General features: G+C 60.5%; 15 protein-coding genes. 6 read left to right on the forward strand and 9 right to left on the reverse strand.

Annotated features, from left to right (window positions below):
• A partial coding sequence (locus tag AC1DCM_RS02500; RefSeq protein ID WP_477517167.1) for an IS982 family transposase occupies positions 1 to 528 on the forward strand: 528 nt, incomplete at its 5' end.
• 20 nt (positions 529 to 548) lie between these two features.
• Here AC1DCM_RS02500 and AC1DCM_RS02505 read toward each other — a convergent pair.
• From AC1DCM_RS02505 to AC1DCM_RS02535, 7 genes are read right to left on the reverse strand one after another with little or no spacing between them, the layout of a single operon-like run.
• On the reverse strand, positions 549 to 1,505 hold the full coding sequence (locus AC1DCM_RS02505; protein ID WP_442015672.1) for a polysaccharide deacetylase family protein: 957 nt from the start codon (positions 1,503 to 1,505) through the stop codon (positions 549 to 551).
• Positions 1,502 to 2,953 carry a DUF4389 domain-containing protein gene (locus AC1DCM_RS02510; protein ID WP_442015671.1) on the reverse strand — a complete coding sequence of 484 codons (1,452 nt, stop codon included), beginning with the start codon at positions 2,951 to 2,953 and terminating at the stop codon, positions 1,502 to 1,504. Before AC1DCM_RS02510 ends, AC1DCM_RS02505 begins: the two co-directional genes overlap by 4 nt.
• 2 nt (positions 2,954 to 2,955) lie before the next feature.
• The gene (locus tag AC1DCM_RS02515) at positions 2,956 to 3,720 is read right to left on the reverse strand and encodes an ABC transporter permease (protein WP_442015670.1); all 765 of its coding nucleotides are present in this window, start codon (positions 3,718 to 3,720) and stop codon (positions 2,956 to 2,958) included.
• Positions 3,717 to 4,709: an ABC transporter ATP-binding protein gene (locus tag AC1DCM_RS02520; protein WP_442015669.1), complete on the reverse strand. Its 993-nt coding sequence runs from the start codon at positions 4,707 to 4,709 to the stop codon at positions 3,717 to 3,719. The genes AC1DCM_RS02515 and AC1DCM_RS02520 overlap by 4 nt, the downstream gene beginning before the upstream one ends.
• Before the next feature lies 1 nt (position 4,710).
• Positions 4,711 to 5,157, reverse strand: coding sequence for a universal stress protein (locus AC1DCM_RS02525; RefSeq protein WP_442005552.1), 447 nt, complete (start codon positions 5,155 to 5,157; stop codon positions 4,711 to 4,713).
• On the reverse strand, positions 5,157 to 5,624 hold the full coding sequence (locus AC1DCM_RS02530) for a flavodoxin family protein (RefSeq protein ID WP_442005517.1): 468 nt from the start codon (positions 5,622 to 5,624) through the stop codon (positions 5,157 to 5,159). Before AC1DCM_RS02530 ends, AC1DCM_RS02525 begins: the two co-directional genes overlap by 1 nt.
• On the reverse strand, positions 5,621 to 5,950 hold the full coding sequence (locus AC1DCM_RS02535) for a DUF3040 domain-containing protein (RefSeq protein WP_442005516.1): 330 nt from the start codon (positions 5,948 to 5,950) through the stop codon (positions 5,621 to 5,623). Before AC1DCM_RS02535 ends, AC1DCM_RS02530 begins: the two co-directional genes overlap by 4 nt.
• A gap of 127 nt (positions 5,951 to 6,077) precedes the next feature.
• Here AC1DCM_RS02535 and ppsA point away from each other — a divergent pair, with 127 nt between their 5' ends.
• Positions 6,078 to 8,498, forward strand: a complete 2,421-nt coding sequence (gene ppsA, locus AC1DCM_RS02540; protein ID WP_442015668.1) for a phosphoenolpyruvate synthase — start codon at positions 6,078 to 6,080, stop codon at positions 8,496 to 8,498.
• Positions 8,495 to 11,668, forward strand: coding sequence for an HAD-IA family hydrolase (locus AC1DCM_RS02545; protein ID WP_477517168.1), 3,174 nt, complete (start codon positions 8,495 to 8,497; stop codon positions 11,666 to 11,668). The genes ppsA and AC1DCM_RS02545 overlap by 4 nt, the downstream gene beginning before the upstream one ends.
• Before the next feature lie 43 nt (positions 11,669 to 11,711).
• Here the strand turns inward: AC1DCM_RS02545 and AC1DCM_RS02550 are convergent, their stop codons facing one another.
• Both AC1DCM_RS02550 and AC1DCM_RS02555 read right to left on the reverse strand, forming a co-directional pair.
• Entirely contained in the window at positions 11,712 to 12,713 is a 1,002-nt protein-coding gene (locus tag AC1DCM_RS02550; protein WP_442015666.1) for a zinc-dependent alcohol dehydrogenase family protein, read from the reverse strand.
• A gap of 71 nt (positions 12,714 to 12,784) precedes the next feature.
• On the reverse strand, positions 12,785 to 15,190 hold the full coding sequence (locus tag AC1DCM_RS02555; RefSeq protein ID WP_477517169.1) for an HAD-IC family P-type ATPase: 2,406 nt from the start codon (positions 15,188 to 15,190) through the stop codon (positions 12,785 to 12,787).
• Between the two features lie 227 nt (positions 15,191 to 15,417).
• Here AC1DCM_RS02555 and AC1DCM_RS02560 point away from each other — a divergent pair, with 227 nt between their 5' ends.
• The 3 genes from AC1DCM_RS02560 (at position 15,418) to AC1DCM_RS02570 (ending at position 17,820) form a co-directional block, all read left to right on the forward strand.
• On the forward strand, positions 15,418 to 16,731 hold the full coding sequence (locus AC1DCM_RS02560; protein WP_477517170.1) for a GAF domain-containing protein: 1,314 nt from the start codon (positions 15,418 to 15,420) through the stop codon (positions 16,729 to 16,731).
• Positions 16,732 to 16,819: 88 nt separating this feature from the next.
• Positions 16,820 to 17,290 (forward strand): universal stress protein, encoded by a 471-nt coding sequence (locus tag AC1DCM_RS02565; protein ID WP_442015663.1) that lies wholly within the window; start codon positions 16,820 to 16,822, stop codon positions 17,288 to 17,290.
• A complete protein-coding gene (locus tag AC1DCM_RS02570; RefSeq protein ID WP_442005510.1) occupies positions 17,287 to 17,820 on the forward strand; it encodes a flavodoxin family protein in 534 nt (177 codons plus the stop codon). Before AC1DCM_RS02565 ends, AC1DCM_RS02570 begins: the two co-directional genes overlap by 4 nt.
• The last annotated feature ends 75 nt before the right edge of the window (positions 17,821 to 17,895 follow it).

A 17,895-nucleotide genomic window follows, 5' to 3' on the forward strand; every position in this document is an offset into this window, starting at 1 on the left:
GAAACCGTCAAACGCTCCGACCTGTCCGGGCACGCCGGCTACGGCTACTGTGCCTCCCACTCCCGGTTCTTCTGGGGCCTGCGTCTCTACCTGATCAGCACCCCTGACGGCATGCCCGTGATCTGGGGCCTGGCGAACCCGAAGATCGGTGAACGCGAGGTCACCCAAGCCCTACTCGAACACGACCACCACCTCATCCGGGCCGGACAGGTCATCCTCGGGGACAAAGGCTTCGCCGGCCGCGACTTCGAACGGTTCATCACCGAGGACCTCGGCGCGCACCTGATCCGCCCGGACCGCAAGGACGAAAAACCCCGCTTCGGCAAACTCGGCGGCATCCGACAATGGATTGAATCCGTCTTCGACACCCTCAAGGGCCAACTCGGCCTCGAAGAACACGGCGGACGGACCATGGCCGGCGTCTACGCCCGGGTAGCTGCCAGACTCCTCGCCCTCGCCGCAGGCATCTGGCACAACTGGCGCATCAACGCGCCCCGCAAACGCTCACTCATCGCCTACGACCACTAAATCCAATAGGACTTAATCATCTAGCCGGCCAACAGCGCATCGAGAGTGGCGAAACCGAATCCGGCGGACCTTGTCCCTTCAATGATGAGCGGCAAAGCGTCTGCGTCCAGGGTGCTGCCGTCGTCAGGATTCGAACCGATATGCATGAGGATGATGCCTCCCGGTTGCAGGCCCCCCAGTACCCGTTGGATTACGGATTCACGGGTCATGCCACCACTGGTTCCCTTCCATCCGAGAGTGTCCCCGCTCCAGCGCACAGGCACATAGCCGAGGCTGTTGACTGTATTGATGGTCCGGGAGTCGTGGTCTCCGAAAGGGAACCGAAAGAACGGCCGGGGGGCACCGCCGGCCGCAACGATGGCCGACTCGGCCCGTCCGATTTCGTCGGCAATCATCAAATCCGTGAGCTGGGTGAAAGCGGGGTGGGTCATTGAATGGTTGCCCAGCCGATGCCCGGCTGCCGCAATCCGGGCCACGCCGTCCGGGTTGGCCGCTGCCCAAGTGCCCGTCAGGAAGAACGTTGCGCTGATTTGCTCCCGGTCGAGCGTGGACAGGATGCTTTGAAGCCCGGCTGCGTTGGCGCCGCCATCGAATGTCAAGGCAATCTTGTTTCCCGCGCCCGGGATCGACGTTAGGTCCTGGCCCAGAAGCGACTCCGGGAAGGGGCGCACAGGTGGCGTGGCAGGTGCGGTATCGGAAGTGCCCGGCACGGATTCAGGGGGAGGAACCAAGGGTGGCTCCGAGGACGGTGGCGCCTCGTGGGAGCTTGCGGCGGAACCCGGTGAGGTGGTCGCGACCGGAGACTCCGACGATGCCCCCTGCGCCGGAGCTTCCGGCGCAGCACCGGGCCGCATGCTGAGCATCAGCGCGAGACCTGCCGCCACCACCAATACGGCGGCCAAGACCACGACGGCGACCATCCGCCGTCGGGCTTTGCCTTGGGACGGCAGGTCCGCCGGGGGACCGTTCCCGGTCACAGGTGGCCGTCCCGTCGGTTTCGACCCGGTGGTTCGACGAAGTCAGGCTCATCCGGGCCTTGGTCCAGCCGGAAGGGCGGGTACTCATCGCGCATGAGGGCTCCATAGGCCAGGACACGATAGACCCATCGGTTGAGACCCATGATGAACGCAAAGAGTGGCTGGGGATACCTACCCGTGAACAGAAGAATTACCAGTGCAATAAGCACGAGAAGGGCAAGCAGCGACAATCCTCCGCCGCGGTCGCCCACCACACCGGCGGGTCCATCATTCGTGCGCCATGCCCACGTCGCTGTGCCAGTGATGGCCCCGACAATGAGCAAATGCGGTATAAGCAGGAACCAGGATTTAATGAGCACCAATCCGCGGGAAAGGCGCGGCGGATAGTCGATGTCCAGGTCGGCAGGATAGTTGGTGCGTCCAAGCGTGAAGGGCGGGTACTGATCCGTGCCCCCGGCGGCGTAGACGTAGAAGGCCACGCGCCAGTTCCATCGCAGGACGCCCACGTTGAAGTGGAAGAGTGACTGCGGGTAATGGCCCGTGAAGAGAATGGCAAACCAGGCGACAACCGTGGTCACCGCGAAAGCAAACCAAAGGAAGAACAACACGAAGAAATGCGGAATCGCAAGGAACCATTTGACCAGCCACATCCAACGTGTCAGGGCAGGATCAAGATGGCCCCCCAAGCGAACCGGATGGCCGATGATGCCCGCCGGTTCCTGCCGTTGTTCGCCAACGAGGGGCGCCTGAAGGACTGCGGGAGCAGTTGCGCCGCCGTGCCTGCCGAGTCCGATTGCGCCGGCCACCAACAGCGGGACTCCGAGGACGAGAGCCAAGGTGCCGGAGAGAAGCAGGCCAGTGGCAGCAGGCTTAATAAGCTCTGATCGAAAGCCCGCCTGGAGGTCGGCCGAAACGCCCTCACGTGCGTCGGCATTCATGACAACCACGGTCCAGTTGCCCGCGGATATGTTCCAGGTGAGTTCCTGTTGTCCTGGACCGGAAGCGGAGGCCACCCATAAGGGTTGGCCAGCGGGTAGGGCAGGTGTTGAGGACCCGGGGATGTCCCGATAGACCGGGCGGAAGGGCTGGAACTTCACTTCCTGCAGTTCTGTGTGGTGGACTCCCTTCAGATACGCATCAACATCACCCTGGGGCGCAATGCCGATGAAGACGCTCCCATCAGGATCCGCAGACGTAGCCCGGAGCCTCAGGGTGCCAACGTCGAACGGAAGTCTCTCGGCAGTGCCCTCGCCGATGGCATCCAGTTGAGGCGAGACCAATGCATAGGATGCAACGGTGTAGCGCTCCGTACGGGATGTGAAGTAACCTTCATCGCCCTGGCCTGAGGCCAGCAACGCTGCCGCTGCCCCTCCGGCTGTAAGCGCGAATCCAAAGATTGACAGTGTGATCCCGACGACGAGCATCACGATTGAGGCTGGCTTCGTCATGGCTACAGTTCTTTCCGTTTGAAGAGGAACGCGGCCAACGCGACAGCGGCTATTGCGGCAACAAGCCCGGTGATCGCTGGCCATGCCGGCGACATGTGTGCTTGATTCGCCGCCATCGCGGCAGCAATGGCGGGAACGCCAGCCGGAGAATAGCTGGCCAACGGATCCCACGCTCCGCCCGCCGCCAACAGGGCGTACAGGCCAAGTCCGGCCCCGGCAGCCCCTGCAGTGGCCGGAATCAGAACTGAGAAGAGTTCCATGAAGGCGAGGACAAGGAGTGCGAAAAGGAGCAGCAGGAGCGCCGGAGCCCAGAGCTGGCCAGCGGGTGCGGCGCCAAAGACCAGCTGCGTCATGAACCATGTTGCCAGGGTGCCCACCACAAACGCGATGCTGACAAAGAGCCCGTGGACGGTTGCTTTGGCCATGATGAACGTGCTTCGACGCACGGGCTTGGTGAGTACGAAAGCTGCAGTGCCCTCGCGGACCTCGGTGGAGACCATTCCGCCGTACATAATGATGATCGCGAACAGGATGATCTGGGAGAGGTTCTTAATCCATTGCCCGTACGCGTCGGCAAAAGTTGCCGGCGGCAGCGTGACCGACCCCTTGGTCCCGGCGGTAAGAGATCCCAAGAGCTCAGGAGTGATCCGCGCCAGCGGCGGGCCGATGACAGCAAAGAAGATCACCATGGCCGGAAGCACCCAGATGCGCCAGGTGTGGATTATTTCCTGGGCTTCCTTCCAAGCGAGGACTGGAAAGGTTTTCACGGCTCCGGTTCTCCAATGAGTTCGAGGAAGACGTCTTCCAAGCTGATCTCGGCGCTTTCCAAGCGAACCAATCCCGTGCCTTGTTCGCTGACCATGGTGGGGATCTCGTGTTGGGCAGCAGCCACATCCGACACCCGCGTCAGGATCTCCCCCCGCTGGCCAGGATGTACCGATATGGTCCAGGCCCTGCCCGCAATGGCATGGGCGAGCCTCTCGGCTCCCGTGCTGACCTCCACTGCGATGGTTTGTTGTCCATGCCTGGCCCGGAGCTCATCCATCGAGGATTGTGAGAGGATTCTTCCCTTATTGAGGATGGCCACTGAGTCACAAACGCGCTCTACATCGCTGAGGATATGCGTTGAGAAAAACACGGTGGTCCCACCTCGCAGTCCTCCGATGAAATCCAGGAGGTCCCTTCGGCCCCCGGGATCCAGTGCACTGGTGGGTTCGTCCAGCAAGAGCAGTTTGGGTGAATTGATGAGGGCCTGTGCCACACCCAGGCGTTGACGCATTCCCCGGGAGTACTTCCCGATTGCCTGGTTGTTTCCAGCCAACCCCATGAAGCCCAACAACTCCTGGACCCGTTCGTCCAGGATTCCGCCCTTAAGCCCACACAACCTGCCTGCAAGTTGAAGAGTTTGGGAAGCCGTCATCCAGTCGTAGAACGCCGGAACGTCAGGGAGGTAACCAACCTCGCGACGGACCTCGGGGGCTTCCGCACCAACATCCATGCCCAGTATCTGCAAGCCACCGGATGAAGCACGGGAGAGGCCGGTCATGATGCGGAGCAGGGTGGTCTTTCCTGCACCGTTGGGTCCCAGGAAACCGAAGATCGACCCTGCGGGCACGCTCAGGTTGACAGCGTCGAGCGCTTTTTTGCGCCCGAATGTTTTGCTCAGGCCTGTGCACTCGATCACTGCACCTGGGCTGGCTGTAGCCGGAACCGTTGGCTCATGGGCTGGAAGCCGCATCTTCTGGTCCGGTTGCATCTCAGGGAGCGGTTTCGGGGGAATGGACGACGACGACGGGGCAGTGGGCGTGCGCCACGACTGCGGAACTCACAGAACCCAGAAGGAGGCCACCAAAGCCACCATGTCCACGGCGGCCGACGACGACGAGTGCTGCATGCTTGCTGCCCTCCACCAAGGCAGCCCGTGCCGAGCCTTGGACAAGTCGGGTGCTGAGGTTCTTTGGCAGGTGGGCCCCGAATGCCTCCTCAAGGGCATCCTTTACGTGCTGCTCTGCATCATGGGCGAAGCCATCGATGCCCATCGCCAGGTATCCCTCGTATCCGAGCGGCAGCTCCCAACAGCCCCATGCCTCCAACGGCGCGTTGAGGGCCATCGCAAGATGTTGGCCCTGGCGCAACGCCTCCACTGACGCCTTGGACCCATCGACGCCAACGATGATCTTGCTGGGGTCCAAGCGACCGGCCATCATGCGCTCCTCTTGGTTGCACGGGTATTCATCAGCGTTAGCAGCTCCCCGCCCCAATTCCTTGCCCGCTCAGGCTCGCCGGCCAGAAGGGGACCTTCCGTGCCCTTGACATAGAAAGGCATGGGTTGGCTGACGAGTGTTGCACCCGCGTTTCTGAGTTGCCGGGAGATCTTTTTCGCTGCATCGCCATGAATGAACAGCTTGACTCTGGTGTCAAAGGCAGCTGCCAGGACTCCCGAAAGTCCCTGCATGCCAACAGCTGCCAGACCTTCCATGATCTTCGGCGTTGGCCGCCAGCCGTTGATGGGGCTTCCCACCACCAACAGGTCGCCAGCCGAGACATCCCCACGCCGGAACTGCGCGATCGGCACTGTCCTGGCCTTGGCCGTTCCCAAGCCGGAGGCGACAGCCTCCGCGATTTCCTTTGTGTTTCCGAAAGCGGAGTCGTAAACAATAACTGCCTTCACGGTGTTTCCTTGTCGTTTTCGTGGTGGAGCCTGGCGGCCTGGGTCTTCCGCCGGGCGGGATGGGCATCCATGAAGAGAGTTGCCCAGTAGGTGCCGCCGCCCATCACCATGAAGCCCGTTATGCCGAGCACTGGTTCCCCCACCGCGACCCCGGCCAGCAGCAAACCGAGTCCCGCAAGGCCAACAAGGGCTCCGCGGAAGGCATGCTTCCACCGGATTCGTCCAAGATTTTCCAAGCTCATGAGGGCGGCCAGCTTCGGATCCTCTTCTTCGAGGCCCCGAGCGATCTTGTCCAGTTCCAGCTTCTCAAAGTTGGAGAGTTCCATGGTTTTGCCTCCTGCTCTCCTGTCCAGCATGGGCCGCCTGCACGTGGCGAAACAGGGCCAAAAGTCACAGCGGGGCAGGGGACCAAAGACCCTCCTCATGCAGTGGCTGGGCGTGCAGAATCAAGGCATGTATTCAGCACGTGAAGCTTCGTTGAACAGCGCCCACGTCTTGTGGTTTGAAGATTCAGGTATCCAGGACATCCCCTCCGTGGGCGGCAAGAATGCCTCTCTCGGTGAGCTGACGAGGTCCCTGCGGTCCGCGGGCGTGAAGGTACCTGACGGATTTGCCACAACGGCTGACGCATATCGGCAATTCCTTTCCGCGAACGCCCTGGAATCGGTGATCAGCCTCTCCTTGGATGATTACCATTCCGGACGCTCATCGTTGCGACAAGCTGGAAGCGCCATCAGGGAATCATTCCTGTCCGCGGAATTCCCGGCGGACTTCGCCCGCAGCGTGCAGGAGAGCTACAGCATGCTGTGTCAACGCGCTGGCCAGGATCAGCTCGCGGTGGCCGTACGGAGCAGCGCAACGGCAGAGGATCTACCGGATGCGAGCTTTGCAGGCCAGCAGGAAACCTACCTCAACATTTCAGGAGAGCGAGGAGTCCTTCAAGCCTGCAGGCAGTGCTACGCCTCCCTGTTCACGGATCGAGCCATCAGCTATCGGGAGATCAAAGGTTTTGGGCACCTCGATGTGGCGCTGTCCGTTGGTGTGCAGCGCATGGTCCGCTCCGATGTCGGGGCCTCAGGGGTCATGTTTTCCATTGATACAGAGTCCGGTTTTCCACGGAGCGTCCTTATCAGTGCGGCTTGGGGGCTGGGCGAGACGGTCGTTCAAGGAACCATCAACCCTGATAAGTACCAAGTGTTCAAGCCCCTGCTGGGCGATCCGACGCTTGTCCCGGTCATCCAGCGGGAGGTCGGGGCCAAGGAACGGAAGATGGTTTACAGCCAAGGTGGCACTGCCCGGACGCAGATGATGGACACGAGCGATCAGGAACGGCGGTCGCTGGTCCTGACGGATCCGGAGGTACTGAAGTTGGCTCGATGGGCTGTAGCGGTGGAAGAGCACTACGGGCGTCCCATGGATATGGAATGGGCAAAGGACGGGGTCACCGGCGAGCTGTTCATGGTTCAGGCACGCCCGGAAACCGTCCAGGCCCAACTGTCTGCATCAACATTCCGAATGCACCACCTGCGGCACCCAGGCAGGATACTGGCAACCGGTGCGGCGGTAGGGGAGTCGATCACCCAAGGCCCTGTGTGCGTCATCCGGGATGCGGGGGACATTGAATCGTTTGTGGAAGGCTCGATTCTGGTCACACAGATGACCGACCCCGATTGGGTTCCTGTCATGAAACGGGCGGCCGGCATTGTTACGGATCACGGTGGCCCCACCAGCCACGCTGCCATCGTCAGCAGGGAGCTCGGTGTCCCCGCAGTCGTTGGAACCGGGAACGCAACGGGACTCCTCAAGCCTGGCGCGCAAGTCACGGTGTCATGCGCTGAAGGTGAGCAAGGCCGGGTATATGAGGGAAAGCTGGAGTTCGACGTCGAAGAAGTGGATGTGGGAACTCTTCCGTCCACCCGGACCGATGTCATGATCAACGTCGCCAGCCCCTCCGCCGCGTTTCGATGGTGGCGGCTGCCGGCAGCTGGCGTGGGCTTGGCCAGAATGGAATTCATCATCAATAACTTGATCCGGGTTCACCCGATGGCCCTGGTTCACCCTGAACGGGTCACCGATGCCGCCGAGGCGAGGTCCATACGTGAGCTGACGGTCAATTATGAGAGTCCTGAGGAATATTTCGTCTCTGTTCTGGCTACGGGAATTGCGAAAATTGCAGCGCCGTTCCATCCCAAGCCTGTGGTAGTTCGGCTTAGTGATTTCAAGAGCAACGAGTACGCCCATCTCATGGGAGGAAAATTCTTCGAGCATCCCGAAGAAAACCCAATGCTGGGCTTCCGTGGTGCAGCCAGGTACTACAGCAAAGAGTACAAGGAGGGTTTCGAACTGGAACTCCGGGCCCTGAAGCGCGTCCGGGAAGTTATTGGCTTTACAAATGTCATCGTTATGGTTCCGTTCTGCCGCACGGTCCATGAAGCGGAAACGGTTTTGGCTGTCATGGCGGCCCACGGACTGGTGCGCGGCAATAACGGGCTGAAGATTTACATGATGTGCGAAGTGCCGTCGAACGTAGTCCTGGCAGAGCAGTTTGCGCGGAGGTTTGACGGCTTCTCCATCGGATCAAACGACCTCACTCAACTGGTTCTGGGCGTGGACCGTGATTCGGAACAGTTGGCCGGCCTCTTTGATGAACGGGATCCTGCCGTGACGACGATGATTTCACAAGTCATCACGGAGGCCCATGCTGCAGGAATCAAGATCGGATTGTGTGGTCAAGGGCCCAGCAACCACCCCGACTTCGCCGGATTCCTGGTCCGTGAAGGTATTGATTCAATCTCATTGAACCCGGACACTTTCCTCCGCACTTTGCCAATGATATTGTCCGCCGAACAGCGGCCGGCCCAGGCCGGGAGATGAAGGGATCACCCACCGCTGCTGCGGCCAAACCCCCTTATGACGGCGTCATTTTTGATCTGGACGGGGTAGTGACCATTACTGCCACGGTCCATCAAAGGGCTTGGAAAGATGCCTACGATGCGATCATCCATGATGCCCGTTTTCCGGCAGATGCCGATCACCGGGCCTTCACACCGAACGACTACTTCACGTTGTTGGACGGCAAGCCCCGGGAACAAGGTTTGACGGATCTGTTGGCGTCCCGGGGTGTTCGCATCCCGCCGGGACTACCAAGCGACCCCACAGGTGAGTGGACCGCATTCGGGTTGGGTGCGCTGAAGAACAAGGCCTATCTGGCGCGGCTGAGGGACGACGGTGTTCAAACCTATCCCGGAACAGTACAGTTCCTGGCGAATTTGAAGGCAGCAGGAGTTCCAGTGGCGCTCGTGACCTCGAGCCGTAATGCAACTGCAATACTCGCAGCGGCAGGCATGGCAGATACCTTTGCCGTCGTCCTGGACGGCACGGCAGCCACGACCCTCGGTCTACCCGGGAAGCCATCGCCAGATGTGTTCCTTGAGGCAGCGCGCCGATTGAAGGTCCTGCCAAAGCGTGCCGTGGTTATAGAAGACTCAGTCGCGGGGGTGCAGTCGGCTCATCGGGGCGGGTTCGGGCTGGTGGTGGGGATCGACCGTCTGGGGACCCGGAACGAACTCGAAGCCGCCGGCGCGAACGTAGTGCTCAACGACGTCAGCGAACTTGATCTTGGGCTTGTCATGGGTGACCCCTGGAAGCTGATTTTTGAAGGAACGGATCCAGACCACGAAGGACATCGTGAGGCACTCACAACACTCGGAAATGGCTACATGGGCGTCCGAGGCGCCGTAACCGAAATCCACAGGAGGACGCGATATCCGGGACTGTATCTGGCCGGAGTGTTCAACCGTGTCTCCGTGGGCATTGGCCAAGAGACCGTACTCGAAGAACACATGGTCAACGGTCCGGATTGCCTCCCGATGGATCTGCGGTTGGAGGGTAGCCCATGGTGGTCCCGCGACGGGCTGGAAACTGTTCATGAACGAAGGACGCTTCATATGGACAAGGCAGTCCTCAAACGCAGGCTCGTTCTGGGGTCACCGGACGGACGACGTCTGGAAGTCAGGGAAACGCGATTCGTCTCCATGGCAGACCCCCATCTGCTCGCCATAAAGACCCGCATTAGGCCGCTGGGTTGGAGCGGCTTGATCGGAGTCCGGGTGGGGGTCAACGTCGGCATACGCAACGCAAACATTCCCGAGCCACCTTTGACCGGTCGGAACCATTTGATTGATCGGACGACGTTGGACGGTGCGGGCCGCGGTCCAGGCACTACCTTGATGGTGGAAGCGGAAACCAGCCAAAGCCAGATCCGGCTGGCCGTTGGACTTCGCGTTGAGTTGGCAGGTACCAATGGGACCCCCGGGAGCAAAGGGGCATTCCACTTTCGGACTTTTGAAGCCCATTGTGCTGATGGAGCCGCGGTGACGGTTACGAGGATTGTGGCCGTTGCCACGTCACGGGATCGGCCTATTTCGTCGGCCGGTACTGCGGCCGCCGCAAGCCTGGAACGCGCCGGCTGTGATTTCGATAAGCTCCTGCGGGCCCACCAGTCCGCATGGCAGCGGATGGTACGTCCATTCTTGGTCCATCTCGACGCCCCAGCACAGGTACAGCTCGTTTTGAACCTTCACTTGTTCCACGTTCTACAGACGTTGACGTTGCATACCACTGAACTTGATGTTGGCGTACCTGCACGGGGGCTGCATGGCGAAGGCTACCGTGGTCATGTCTTTTGGGACGAGTTGTTCGTACTTCCCGTTCTCACGTCCAGGACACCTGCAGTGGCGCGGGCCTTGCTGGACTACCGATGGAGGCGGCTCCCGGCGGCACGGCAGGCTGCGGCTCAACACGGCATGCCCGGTGCCAGGTTTCCCTGGCAAAGCGGGAGTGACGGGAGGGAAGAAACCCCGCAGTGGCTATATAACGCACGTTCGGGTCGTTGGGTGGCGGACCACTCGCACCTGCAAATGCACGTAGGGCTGGCTGTGGCTTTCAACGCGTGGCAGTACTTTGAAGCGACCAATGACGTGGCGTGGCTTTCTCAGAAGGGGGCAGAGCTTGTGGTGGAAGTTGCCCGTTATTTTGCCGCCGTCGCTGAGTACGACCCCGGTGACCACCGCTACCACATCCGGGGCGTGGTGGGGCCGGACGAGTATCACACATGGTTGCATGGACACGGAAACCCCGGCCTAGATGACAACGCGTATACGAACGTGATGGCTGCGTGGGTATGGGGCTGTGCAGCCGGGATTCCCGAAACTTTCTCGGGCCATGAATTGGCCGACCTTCTGGAACGCCTTGGCATCACCGAACAGGAAGTTATCCGGTGGGGCCGTCTGTCCCGTACCGTGTTTGTGCCATTCGCCGAGGATGGAATCATCAGCCAATTTGCCGGTTATGACCAATTGGAAGAACTGGACTGGGACAAGTACCGCCAACAGTACGAGAACATTGAGCGGCTGGATCTCATCCTCGAGGCAGAGGGCGATGACGTCAATAGGTACAAGCTGGCCAAACAGGCAGATGTCCTTATGCTGCCCTACCTCTTGGGACGCCAGGGGCTTATTTCGTTTCTGGGGCGCCTTGGGTACGACTTGCAGCAGGAACAGTTGGATCGAACGATCGAGTACTACTTGGCCCGAACGGCCCACGGTTCCACATTGAGCAGGGTCGCGCACGCCTCAGTATTGGCAGCCTTGGACCCGGAGCGGGCATGGGACAGCTTTCGGGAAGCCCTTGACGCCGACCTTGATGACACCCAGCATGGCACCACAAAGGCGGGAATACACCTTGGAGCGATGGCGGGCACAATAGACGTCGTCCAAAGAAGCTTCGCTGGGCTACGGCTGGACCGGAGGGGGTTGTCGTTCACACCGAACATGCCCCACGGCCTTCGATCGGTTTCCTTCCACGTGACTTATCGGGGACACCTGATGGACATCCAGCTGAAAGATGGACGCATCCGAATATCCTCTGCCGCCGGCGACGCCCCGCCTGTCCGGGTCACAGTCCATGACCAGACCGTGATGCTCGCCTGTGGGCACAGTCGAAGCTTCCGGCTGGAATCGACGAGCCGCAGCGAACAGCCTTGAAGCCTTGGGCATCCTGGCGAGCTGGGGCGATGGCCGTTACCCATCAGCTGATTTTCAACACGGCGGCTCCGGTAATCCGGTCATTGGCCAAATCGTCCAAGGCCTGGTCTGCACGCGAGAAGTCGTATGAGGTTGTGGTCGGCTTTAACGCCATGTCCGCGGCAAGGGCGAGGAGTTCCACCCCGTCCGCGCGTGTGTTGGCGGTTACGCTTCGGAGTTGGCGTTCGTAGAAGAGGTCATCGGCGTAGTTGAGTGAGGGAATGTCGGTGAGGTGTATGCCGGCAATTGCCAGGGTCCCTCCTCGGTTCAAGGACCTCAATGCGGTGGGCACCAGCTCTCCTACTGGTGCAAAGAGAATGGCTGAATCGAGCTTGACCGGAGGCTCGTCTGAGGCGCCGCCCACGTACGCGGCGCCTAAGGACCGGGCGAGCGCCTGTGCTTCTGTTGAACGTGTCATGACGTAGATGGAGGCGCCCTGATGCATCGCAATCTGCGCCGTGAGGTGGGCGGAACCCCCAAAGCCGTAGATGCCCAGGCGCCCTCCTGGCGGCAGGGCAGCTCGCTTCAACGCGCGGTAACCGATAATTCCCGAGCACAGAAGCGGGGCGGCCTGTTCATCGGTGAAGCCGGACGGAATAGCATAGACAAAGTCCTCGTGGGCCGTCATCATCTCCGCGAACCCGCCGTCACGGTCCCATCCAGTAAACGTTGGCGCCACGCAGAGGTTCTCGTTGCCGCGGAGGCAGAAGGTACACGTTCCACAGGTGCCGCCGAGCCATGGAACACCAACCCGGTCTCCGGGCGCGAACCTGCTTTCAGTGGACCCGGTTTCGAGGACTGTTCCGACGGCTTCGTGGCCCGGCACTACATTGGCATTGCGGGGCGGTAAATCACCTTCAGCCAGGTGAAGGTCCGTTCGGCACACACCGCAAACACTTATACGGATCAGCAATTCCCCGGCCTGTGGTTGGGGGTCTTTCCGTTTCCCCTGCACCAGGGGACGGTTTGCTATCGGTCCTGGATCTGCTACCCACCATGCATGCATTGCCAGCTTCCTTTCGTAGTCCTACGCCTGGAGGTTTGCATGCTTTCAGCGCCGTAAACCAGAGCCGAAGGTCATGGTCCTTCGCCATGTGGCCTGGGAGGAGGACTCCTCCGGAGTCGACCGGCAATCTCGACGGCGGTGCTGGACGCCACCGCGACTACGAAAGTCGCCAGGAAGAGGTCTCCTGGGGGCCATTCAAGTCGGAAGAACCCACTCAAGGGCGGGAAGGTGAATACGATGACAGTGCCCAGATACATTGCGGCTATAACGGCCGCCTTCCGTAGGTTGAGGGGTCGCGCGATGACCGCCAGGATCCAGGATCCTATGAGCGCCAAGGCCATCGATGAGGCGGATCGCGCCTGGTCCACGCTGAAACGGCCCGTAGCTTGGACGTAGAAATTGAGCGCGGTGATCCCGACGGCGATGGCCACGCCTGCCGGTATTGAGAAGGCTAATGACCGCCGCAGGAATCCGCGCGTATAGTCGTGCCTATTGGGCAGGAGTGCCAGGAAAAAGGCAGGCAGCCCGATGGTGAGGCCATCGATGGCAGACAGCTGGCGTGGAAGGAATGGGAAAGGGAGCAGGAGTGCTCCGCATAGTAGCGAGATCACAAGTGCGTAGGCTGTCTTGCTGAGAAACAGCATGGAGACACGCTCCATATTGTTGATCACTCTCCGCCCCTCGGCCACGACGGCAGGAAGCCGGCTGAATCTGCCATCAAGCAGGACGATGCGTGCCACGGCTTTGGTTGCGGGAGCAGCGGAGTCCATGGCTATGCCGAGATCGGCCACCTTGAGCGCCAATGTGTCATTGACTCCATCTCCGGTCATGGCAACCGTGTGACCGCGACGTTGCAGTGCAAGCACCAGCTCCCTCTTTTGTTCCGGTGAGACGCGTCCGAACACTGAATGCGCGTCCACCAGATCCTGCAAGGCTGCCGGGTCCCCAGTCAATTTACTGGCGTCGATAGCATCCGGGTTTTCCAGACCCAACTTCCGGGCCAGAAGACCAACGGTTCTGGGGTCATCTCCGGAAAGAATTTTTATGGTGACGTCTTGCTCCCGGAAGTAGGCCAAAGTGCGCGGCGCATCCCACCGGATACTTTCCCGCAGTGTCAGCACCAGGACAGGCTCGCAGTCACCGGGCAAGGCACTTTCAGTCGCTTCGGTACATTGGCTCGAGCGGGACATTCCCATGGTGCGAACCCCCGACAAGACCAACTCCCCGGCCCGTTGCCGCGCGAGCCTGCAGTCAGGCGATTCGCCGGCAAATACAACTTCCGGTGCGCCGAGAATCCAGGTACTGGAATCGCCTTGGAGATTGGGCAGGGTCACCGAGCTCCATTTGCGCGTAGAGTCGAACGGCACTGAAGAGAGAGGGGTCAGTTGCACTTTGAGGGGAAAGGCGTCTCCGATGGACAGGGATGTGGCGTTGGCAGGCTCGTTGGCCCCGAACCAAGCCAAAGCCTGTCGCCAGCCGTCCTGGACTTCACCTCGAAGCTGGTGAACGGCGTCGAAGGCCATTCGTCCGTCTGTTAGCGTTCCTGTCTTGTCCAAGCACAGGACGTCGACCCGGGCCAACACTTCTACAGCTGCAAGCTCCTGGACCAGGACCTTCTGGCCCGCGAGGCGGACGGCGCCTACGGCGAAAGCCACGCTGGTCATGAGTACCAGTCCCAGGGGAATCATGGCGATTGTACTTGCCACAGTCGAAACAGCGCTCTGTGCCCAAGCTCCAGAGGCCAGTGCGGCCTCCCATCCCCCTTGTTGGAGCAGCTGTGAATTCAACACCAGCAACGTCACCGGCAGGACAACCCAGGCGAGAACCCGCAGCACCCGATTGATACCTGTGCGTATTTCTGAACTGACGAGCGAAAACCGCTTGGCGTCGGCGGCCAGCCGGTTGGCAAAGGTCTCATGGCCAACCCTGAATACCCGGGTATGGCAGGAGCCGGTGAAGACCAGCGACCCGGCCAACAGCACATCCCCCCGGTGTTTGGTGACAGGTGCCGATTCACCTGTCAGTAGTGACTCGTCGACTTCAAGCGAACCCGGTCCAACAATATGGGCGTCTGCTGGGACTTGATCACCTGCACTAAGCAGAAGTAAGTCATCCAGCACCACGTCATGTGCGGGGATTTCCTGAACATTTCCCTCCCGCACCACTCTGGCCATTGCTCCGTGGACGATGGTTAAGCGGTCGAGGGATCGTTTGGCGCGGTATTCCTGAACCACGCCAATGAGGGCGTTTCCTATGGCCGCCAGCCCGAAGAGCGCGTCCCTCCACTGCCCAAGGAACAGCAGCAAACTGAAACCCGCCACTACGATGCCATTGAACAGCGTGAGTACATTGGCACGGACTATGGCCAACAGGCTACGGCTGGGAGGTGTCGACAAATCGTTCACGAGACCGTCCCGGACCCGCTGGGAGACTTCCTCTTCGGAAAGGCCCGCCATCGGGATGTTGGGTGTGATCATCGTCGCCGACCTTTACCGCCTGTGCTAACGGCTCTCATGGAAGTATGTTTCGCCATGCTGGTATCACCTTTGTCATCGTCCCAGTCTCCTGACGGCAGGTGTAGGGTCGAAGGTCATGTCTCCCAAGACGTGTTCGGGCCCTTGACCCGTGATCTGTACCCGTATGCCGACGACTCACCTAGACTCGGGAGAGGCAGGCCATTAGCGGCGCAGGGAGGTAAAGGCCTATGGGCGCGGATCACCCTTGGCGCTCCCCACTGAAGGGGCGCGTTGAAACACTCCTCCGTGAGTTCGTGCAGCGTGCGGATGAGATGATCCATGCACAGGAACAAATGAACGGGTTGCTCTCAGCGGTAATTTCCATTGCCGAGGACCTCAGCCTGGAAGTTGTCCTGGACCGCGTCGTCCGGTCGGCCTGCGAGTTGGTGGACGCCAAATACGGAGCTCTTGGCGTCATTGGAGAGGATAAGCAGCTAAGCCACTTCATTACGGTCGGCATGGATGGGGACGCCATTGGATCCATCGGCGATCTTCCCACCGGGCATGGTGTCCTGGGACACCTGATCCGCGAACCCGAACCACTCCGTCTTCACGACCTCACCGCTCACCCAATGGCTGTGGGAGTCCCGGCAAGCCATCCTCCCATGAAGTCGTTTCTCGGAGTACCAATCCGTGTCCGCGATATTGTTTTTGGCAACCTGTACCTCACCGAGAAGAGGGACGGGAAGGACTTCAGCCAAGATGATCAGGAGCTTGCCATCGCACTGGCGGCAGCAGCCGGCGTCGCCATCCAAAACGCCCGCCTGTTCGACGAAAGCAATCGCCGGCAGCGATGGTTGGAAGCGGGCATGGAGCTTGGCAGCCGCCTCATTGCAAGCAAGCCCGACGACGACTCCGGCAACCTGGATCTTGTCGCGGAGGCGGCCGTCCGTGCTTCCGACTCAATCCTGGGTGTCGTTGCCATACCAACGCCCGGAGGAGAGGTCCGTTGTAGATCGGCGGTCGGAGTGCAGGGCTTGAACACGGGCCAGCAATTGCCGGGCTCCGAGGTAGTAGCATCAGTGCTTGCCACTGGCGACTCCCGCCTCGTGCAGGATGCTTCACAAGTTCTCGGTCCCGAGGTGTCGGAGAAGCTGGGCACTGTGTTGGTAGCGGCCCTGGGCCACAGGGGGAGGGGAAACGGAGTTCTGCTGATGGCCCGGGCCGTTGGCGGCGCGGCCTATTCCCGTTCTGATCTGGAATCCAGTGCATTGTTTGGCAGCAGGATCGGCCTTGCACTGGATCTCGCGGAAGTAAGCGCCCTTCGTGAGCAGGCCTTGTTGCTCTCGGACAGGGAGCGCATAGCCCGCGACCTTCATGACCTCGTCATTCAGCGTATATTTGCAGCCGGCTTGGGAATGCAGAACTTGAAGCGATTCCTGGTGGATCCCGCAGCCGTTGAGCGGATGATGCATGTCACGTCGGAATTGGATGACACCATCCGCACTCTCAGAAAGACAATCGAAGACCTCCGTTCCGAAGAATCCCCGCCCACGCAATAAGCATCTCCGTGACTTTGGACCCTGTCCGAGGACGCCCTGCAGCGCCATTGTGGAGGGATCGAACGTTTCATTCGGCAGGAGAACAGTCATGGACAAAGCCGGCTCAACAGGAGAAATCATCGTCGGAGTCGACGGCTCCGATGCGTCCATAGCTGCACTCCAAGAAGCCCAACTGTTGGCGACGCCGTTGGGCGTTGACGTGGTTGCCACGGCTTTCTGGGACTATCCCCCCGTCTACGAGGGCTATGTGGTGATGGGCATTACCGGTTTTGAGGAAGCCGCCGGGCGAATCCTGAAGCAGTCCGTGGAAATGGCCTTCGGCCCGACCCAGCCCGACAACGTCCATTCGCGGCTTGTTCAGGGTCATCCCAGACAAGGACTGATCGAAGCTAGCCGGAAGGCAGACATGATCGTTGTGGGGCGACGTGGACACGGTGGTTTTGGAGGCTTGCTGCTGGGATCAGTCACCTCAGCGTGCGTTGCTCATGCCCACTGCCCGGTTCTCGTGGTCCACGTACCTGAGGACCACTCGACCGAAGCCACTGAAGGGCGACCATGATGGACATCTTGGTGGTCTACGAAACAATGTACGGAACTACCCGCAGGGTAGCTGAAGCAATTGCCAGCGGCTTTGATGGCGAGCCCGGGGCCAGAGCGGTCTCCGTTTCCGATGTAGTCGCCGATGACCTGGGTAATTGTGCCTTGCTGATCGTCGGTGGACCTACCCATGCTCACGGAATGAGCAGACCCGCAACACGACACTCCGCAGCAAACGTCGCTGCCGCGACCGGTTCCCTTGGCCACGATATCGATGCGAACGTCGGCATACGTGAGTGGCTGGCCCAGCTCCGACCTGCCATCCCGGGCCAAAAAGCCGCAGCATTCGACACCCGCAACCACGGTCCGGCATTCCTCACCGGCAGAGCATCCAAACACATCACCTCCGGGTTACGAAAAGCCGGCTTCGAGCTCATTGCAGAACCGGAGAGCTTCGAAGTCAGCCAGGAACCTTCGATAAGCGAAGACGAGCTCCACCGCGCCGCAAAGTGGGGCCAAGCTCTGGCCAGGTTAATTGACGCCGGAAGATAGGGAGTTTCAGATGACCTTGCCCAGCATGACCGGCTGGACAGGCTGGAATGTGTTCCTGGCTTGACGGTTACCAAA

Source organism: Paenarthrobacter sp. 10N417 (assembly GCF_056394745.1).